The organism is Streptomyces sp. CC53, from assembly GCF_001865245.1.
Taxonomy (GTDB): domain Bacteria; phylum Actinomycetota; class Actinomycetes; order Streptomycetales; family Streptomycetaceae; genus Streptomyces.
The window spans coordinates 1-5,076 of sequence record NZ_MKXB01000132.1 but is presented as its reverse complement, the minus strand read 5'-3'; the positions used below and the strand labels follow the sequence as shown (position 1 = coordinate 5,076).

Annotated in this window: 5 protein-coding genes and 3 tRNA genes; 4 read left to right on the top strand and 4 right to left on the bottom strand. The window is 75.6% G+C overall.

The window, feature by feature from the left end; translation table 11 throughout:
• From BJP40_RS34890 to BJP40_RS12335, 3 genes are all read left to right on the top strand, one after another.
• On the top strand, positions 1 to 256 hold a 256-nt coding region (locus BJP40_RS34890; protein WP_218153204.1), incomplete at its 5' end, for a hypothetical protein.
• A gap of 65 nt (positions 257 to 321) precedes the next feature.
• Positions 322 to 1,185, top strand: coding sequence for a thioredoxin domain-containing protein (locus tag BJP40_RS12340; protein WP_071280405.1), 864 nt, complete (start codon positions 322 to 324; stop codon positions 1,183 to 1,185).
• On the top strand, positions 1,182 to 2,006 hold the full coding sequence (locus tag BJP40_RS12335) for a cytochrome c biogenesis CcdA family protein (protein ID WP_071280404.1): 825 nt from the start codon (positions 1,182 to 1,184) through the stop codon (positions 2,004 to 2,006). Before BJP40_RS12340 ends, BJP40_RS12335 begins: the two co-directional genes overlap by 4 nt.
• A gap of 112 nt (positions 2,007 to 2,118) precedes the next feature.
• Here the strand turns inward: BJP40_RS12335 and BJP40_RS12330 are convergent.
• The 4 genes from BJP40_RS12330 to BJP40_RS12315 form a co-directional block, all read right to left on the bottom strand.
• Positions 2,119 to 2,195: transfer RNA gene (locus BJP40_RS12330), tRNA-Phe, on the bottom strand.
• A 23-nt stretch (positions 2,196 to 2,218) separates the two neighbouring features.
• Positions 2,219 to 2,293: transfer RNA gene (locus BJP40_RS12325), tRNA-Asp, on the bottom strand.
• A gap of 39 nt (positions 2,294 to 2,332) precedes the next feature.
• Positions 2,333 to 2,405: transfer RNA gene (locus tag BJP40_RS12320), tRNA-Glu, on the bottom strand.
• Positions 2,406 to 2,486: 81 nt separating this feature from the next.
• Positions 2,487 to 4,208: a metallophosphoesterase gene (locus BJP40_RS12315; RefSeq protein WP_071280403.1), complete on the bottom strand. Its 1,722-nt coding sequence runs from the start codon at positions 4,206 to 4,208 to the stop codon at positions 2,487 to 2,489.
• A 68-nt stretch (positions 4,209 to 4,276) separates the two neighbouring features.
• On the opposite strand from BJP40_RS12315, the gene BJP40_RS12310 reads away from it, so the two are divergent.
• The gene (locus BJP40_RS12310) at positions 4,277 to 4,627 is read left to right on the top strand and encodes a metallopeptidase family protein (RefSeq protein ID WP_071272282.1); all 351 of its coding nucleotides are present in this window, start codon (positions 4,277 to 4,279) and stop codon (positions 4,625 to 4,627) included.
• Positions 4,628 to 5,076: the final 449 nt, after the last annotated feature.

Sequence of the window (5,076 nt, the reverse complement as noted above, 5' to 3'; positions counted from 1 at the left end):
GGGGGCGTTCGCCGCGTCGGCCGACGACGGCGGGCGCGACTGCGACGGGGGCGCCGCGTCCGGTGAGGGCGGGCTGCGGCCCGCCGCACCCCCGCGCGGGTCCTCCGCCGCCGAGCTGCTGCCCGCGCTGCACGAGGCGCGGTCCGCCGCCGCGGCCGGCTGCGGGGCGGCCGTCGTGACGGCCATCACCCCGGAACGGGCGCCGCCCCTGCTCGCGCCCCCCTCTCCCCAGGACCTGTCGATCCTGCGCGTGTAGCCGACGGCCGCACCCCACGCCGTCGACCGTCCCCCTGCCCTTCCCGCACGCCCAGGAGTCCCGTCATGCCCACGTCCGCGTCCAAGTCCGCGTCCAAGTCCGCCTCTCCTTATCTGCTCGGCGCCGGGGTCGCCGTGTCCGCCGCCCTGCTGGCGTTCGTCTCGTACACCGCGACGAAGCCGGAGGCGCCGAGCGCCGGCACCGCCCCGGCCGCGTCCGCCTCGCCGTCGTCCTCCGACCCCGCCGCAGAGCCCGGCGTGTTCCCCGAGCTGGAGGCGCTCGCCCGGCGGGACGCGGCCGACGGGCTGGCGCAGGGCCGCGCCGACGCACCCGTCGTACTGATCGAGTACGCCGACTTCCAGTGCGGCTACTGCGGCAAGTTCGCCCGCGACACGGAGCCCGAGCTGGTGAAGCGGTACGTCGACGAGGGCGTGCTGCGGATCGAGTTCCGGAACCTGCCGATCTTCGGCGAGGAGTCGGAGCGGGCGGCGCGCGCCGCGTGGGCCGCCGGGCGCCAGGGCAGGTTCTGGCAGTTCCACGCGGCCGCCTACGGGGAGGACGCCAAGGGGAAGGGCTTCGGCGTCGCACGGCTGAAGGACCTGGCCGCGCAGGCGGGGGTGCCGGACCTGGAGCGCTTCACCCGGGACCTGGACAGCACGGCGGCGCGGCAGGCCGTCGAACGGGACCAGCAGGAGGGCTACGGCCTCGGCGCGGCCTCCACCCCGTCGTTCCTGGTCAACGGCCGCCCCCTCGCGGGCGCGCAGCCGCTGGAGGCGTTCACCGCGGTGATCGACGAGGCGGCGAAGCGCGCGGCGGCCGAGCCCGCGCCGGGCCGGCCGACCCCGCCCCCGTCCGGGGCCGCGCAGCCCGGCCGGTCGGCGCAGCCGACGCAGGAGCCGGCGGAGGGCGCGGCCGGGAGCGCCCGGTGACGGACATCGGCTACCTGGCCGCGTTCCTCGGGGGCCTGCTGGCGCTCGTCAGCCCGTGCAGCGCGCTGCTGCTCCCGGCGTTCTTCGCGTACTCGACCGACGGGGCCGCGCGCCTCGTGGCCCGCACGGCCGTGCTCTACGCGGGCCTGGCCACGACCCTCGTGCCGCTGGGCGCCGCGGGTTCCCTGGCGGGGCGCTTCTTCCACGGCCACCGGGACCTGCTGGTCACGGCGGGCGGCTGGCTGATCATCGCGCTGGGGGCGGCGCAGATCCTGGGCCTGGGGTTCGCCCCGCGCAGGTTCGCCGAGGCGAGCGGCCGGATCCGCCCCACGTCGGCCGTGTCGGCCTACGCCCTCGGCCTGGTCTACGGCCTGGCCGGGTTCTGCGCGGGGCCGATCCTCGGCAGCGTCCTGACGGTGGCCGCGCTCGGCGGCAGCGCCGCGTACGGCGGGCTGCTGCTCGCCGTGTACGCGCTGGGCATGGCGGTGCCGATGTTCCTGCTGGCCCTGCTGTGGGAGCGGTACGACCTGGGGCGGCGCCGCTGGCTGCGGGGCCGGGCGCTGCGGCTCGGCCGGCTGGAGCTGCACACCACGTCGCTGGTGTCCGGGGCGTTCTTCGTCCTGCTGGGGGTGCTGTTCCTGGCGTTCGACGGGGCGGCGGGGCTGCCGGGGCCGCTGTCGGTGGACGACACGTTCGTCCTGGAGCAGTGGGCGGCCCGCGCCGGCAGCGCGGTCCCCGACTGGGCCCTGCTGCTGGGTGTGGTGGTGGTGACCGCGGCGCTGCTGCTCGTACGGGGCCGCCGCCCGCGCGCCCGCGAATAGCCGGGCCGCCCACGAGCCCCGCCGCCCCGGGCGGCGGGCTCGCGCCGGGGCCGTTGGCGTGACGGTGGGGGTGAACGCCGAAAGGCCCCGTCTTTCGACGGGGCCTTTCGGCTGGTGGCTGGGGCCGGGGTCGAACCGGCGACCTTCCGCTTTTCAGGCGGACGCTCGTACCAACTGAGCTACCCAGCCACGCGACCCACGAGGAGTCGCAGCGGTCCTGACGGGATTTGAACCCGCGGCCTCCACCTTGACAGGGTGGCGAGCACTCCAAACTGCTCCACAGGACCAAGCTTCGTGCGAGCACAAGTCTCGCACAAGGTGATGCGTGCCCCCAACGGGATTCGAACCCGTGCTACCGCCTTGAAAGGGCGGCGTCCTGGGCCACTAGACGATGAGGGCTAAGGGCCCGCCTGGGCGCTTCGTCAGCGCGTCGGGGACGTGAGAAGCATATGGGATGCGGGGGCGGTTCGCCAAAACGGTTCACGGGGAGCTCGGCGCGCGGGGCGCCGGTGAGGGCGAGGGCGATGCGGGGGGCGCGGGCGGAGAGCCCGAGGGCGAGGGCGGCGGGCCCAGCAGGAAGGGCGACGGGCTGGGCGAGTCGGGCGGGGTGCCGGGGGAGGGCGACGTGTCCGGCAGGACCTCGTCGGGGATGTGGCGCGACACCTCCACGGAGGTCAGCCCCAGGCCGCCGAGCGTGATCTCGTCCCACGCCTGGAGCCGGCGGGTCTCCCGGTCCAGGTACAGCAGGGACGCTTCGACCAGCGCCGGAGGGTCCTGTTCCAGGGCGCGCAGCCCACCGCCGCCCGTGGAGCCCTCGATCTTCAGGCGGGTGCCCCGCCCGAGGACCTCGTTGATCCGCCGGTGCATGTGGCCCGCGAGGGCGAGCGGGACGAGGCCGTCCACCTCGTGCGTGGCGAGGGGGTTGTGGGCCACCGCGATGTCGACCGGGGTGCCCGCCCGCGCCTCGGCCCGGAGCGCCGCCGCGAGGGCGCGCCCCGCCGCGTGCTCCGACGCGTCGCCCAGCGGCCGCACCGACCGGTCCGGGGTGTACTGCGGGTCCCCGATGCCGGCGACCCGCACGCCGGCGACCGTGACGGCCCGGCCGTCGTCCAGGACGTGCACGTTCGGCAGGGCCTCCAGGTACTCCTGGGTGGCCATCGAGTCGTGGTTGCCCCGCACCCACACGTACGGCGCGCCGAGGGTGCCGACCGGGTCGAGGAAGCGGTTCTCCGCCGCGGTGCCGTGGTCCATCGTGTCGCCCGAGTCGATGATCAGGTCGATCCGGTACTGCTTCACGAGCGAGCCGATCACGTGCCACGCGAGCGGGTTGAGGTGGATGTCGGACACGTGCAGCACCCGGATCGTGCTGGGGTCCGGCTGGTACGTCGGCAGCGTGGACGTGGTCTCGTACAGCTTGGTCACGTTGGTGACGAGCCGCGCCAACTCCTTCTGGTAGACGTCGAATTCGGTGACGATCGAGCGGGCGTTGCCGACGACGGACGGGGCGCTCGTGAGGAGCCCGGAGAAGCGCGGCTCCAGGACGGACTTCCGGTTCCACGTGGCGTAGGCCACCGTCCCCGACGTGGCCAGCAGGGCGAGCGCGAGCCCTCCGGCTGCCAGGGCGCGGCGCGGACGGCGGTAGACGGCCAGGCCCAGCGCGGTGGCGCCGGAGAGCACGGCGACAGAGGAACGGAAGGCGAGCTTCCAGGCGCCGTCCGCGACGTCCCGGCCGATCTCGTCCTGGAGCCCGGAGAGCCGCTCGGGGTGCTCGACCAGGGCCCGTGCGCGGTCGGGGTCGAGCGCCTCGACGTCCACGTCCAGGCGGAGGGGTGCGAGGTGCGTGTCGAGGTCCAGCGAGCCGAGCGGCGGTACGTCGATCGTCGTGCCGCCGGTGAGGGAGGGCCGCAGGGTCATGCCGGTGTCCACGGGCCCGACGGGCGTGCGGAGGGTGCCGACCGCCAGCAGGCCGAGCCACGCGCCGACGAGGACGACGGCACCCAGGCCCAGGGCGCGGGCGAACGGACGCGACCCCTCCGGGCGCGGGCTCCCGCGGCGTGCGGGGCGGCGGCTCCCGGGGCGGCCGGGGGCCGTACGGGCGAGGCGGACGAGCCCGCCGCGTACGGGGCGGGCGAGACGGTCGGTGACGCGGTGCAGGGCGCGCGCGACGCGCCGGTACGTGACGCGGACGACGGCTCGGGCCATTGGGGCGGTATGCCCGTACCGCTGCGGGGCTATGCCCGTACCCGCCGGGCATCCACGACAATGGCCGAGTGCTGGAGATGACGCGCGAGGAGTTCGAGGAACTGGTCGCCGAGGCGCTGGACCGGATCCCCCCGGAGCTGACGCGGCTCATGGACAACGTGGCCGTGTTCGTCGAGGACGAGCCGTCCGCCGACGACCCCGACCTCCTGGGGCTGTACGAGGGGACGCCGCTCACCGAACGCGGCGAGTGGTACGCGGGCGTGCTGCCCGACCGCATCACGATCTACCGCGGGCCGACGCTGCGGATGTGCGAGTCGCGGGAGGACGTCGTCGCCGAGACGGAGATCACGGTGGTGCACGAGATCGCCCACCACTTCGGCATCGACGACGAGCGGCTGCACGACCTCGGCTACGGGTGACCGGGCTGCTGGTGTCCCGGGCGGTGGGTGTCCCGGCCCGTGGGTGACGTGGGCTGCGGCTGAGCCGGTCGCTGCCGGAGCCCCGGGGACTGCCGGGTGTTCCGTACGACTGTTCGGCGGCGCCGGGCGCAGCGGGGTGGAGGCCGGGCGTGTCCCCCGCGGGTGCAAGGGAGTTGGGCAGGGAAACCTCGTGTCCCCCGCCTGGAGGTGCCCCCGTGCGCCCTTTGCCCGCCCCCGTCCGATGGGCCGTAGCCGCCGTGGCGGTCGTGGCCTCCGCAGGCACCCTCAGCGGCTGCATGAGCGTGTCCGACGAGAGCTCGCGCCCGCTGCCGAGCGAGTCGGTGGACCCGTCCGGGGCGGCGGCGGCCGAAGCGGACGCCGGTGCCCCCGTGCCGGGTGGCCGCCACGAGCACCGCGGCTCCCACGACCGGCCCGCGGGCGCCGACGAC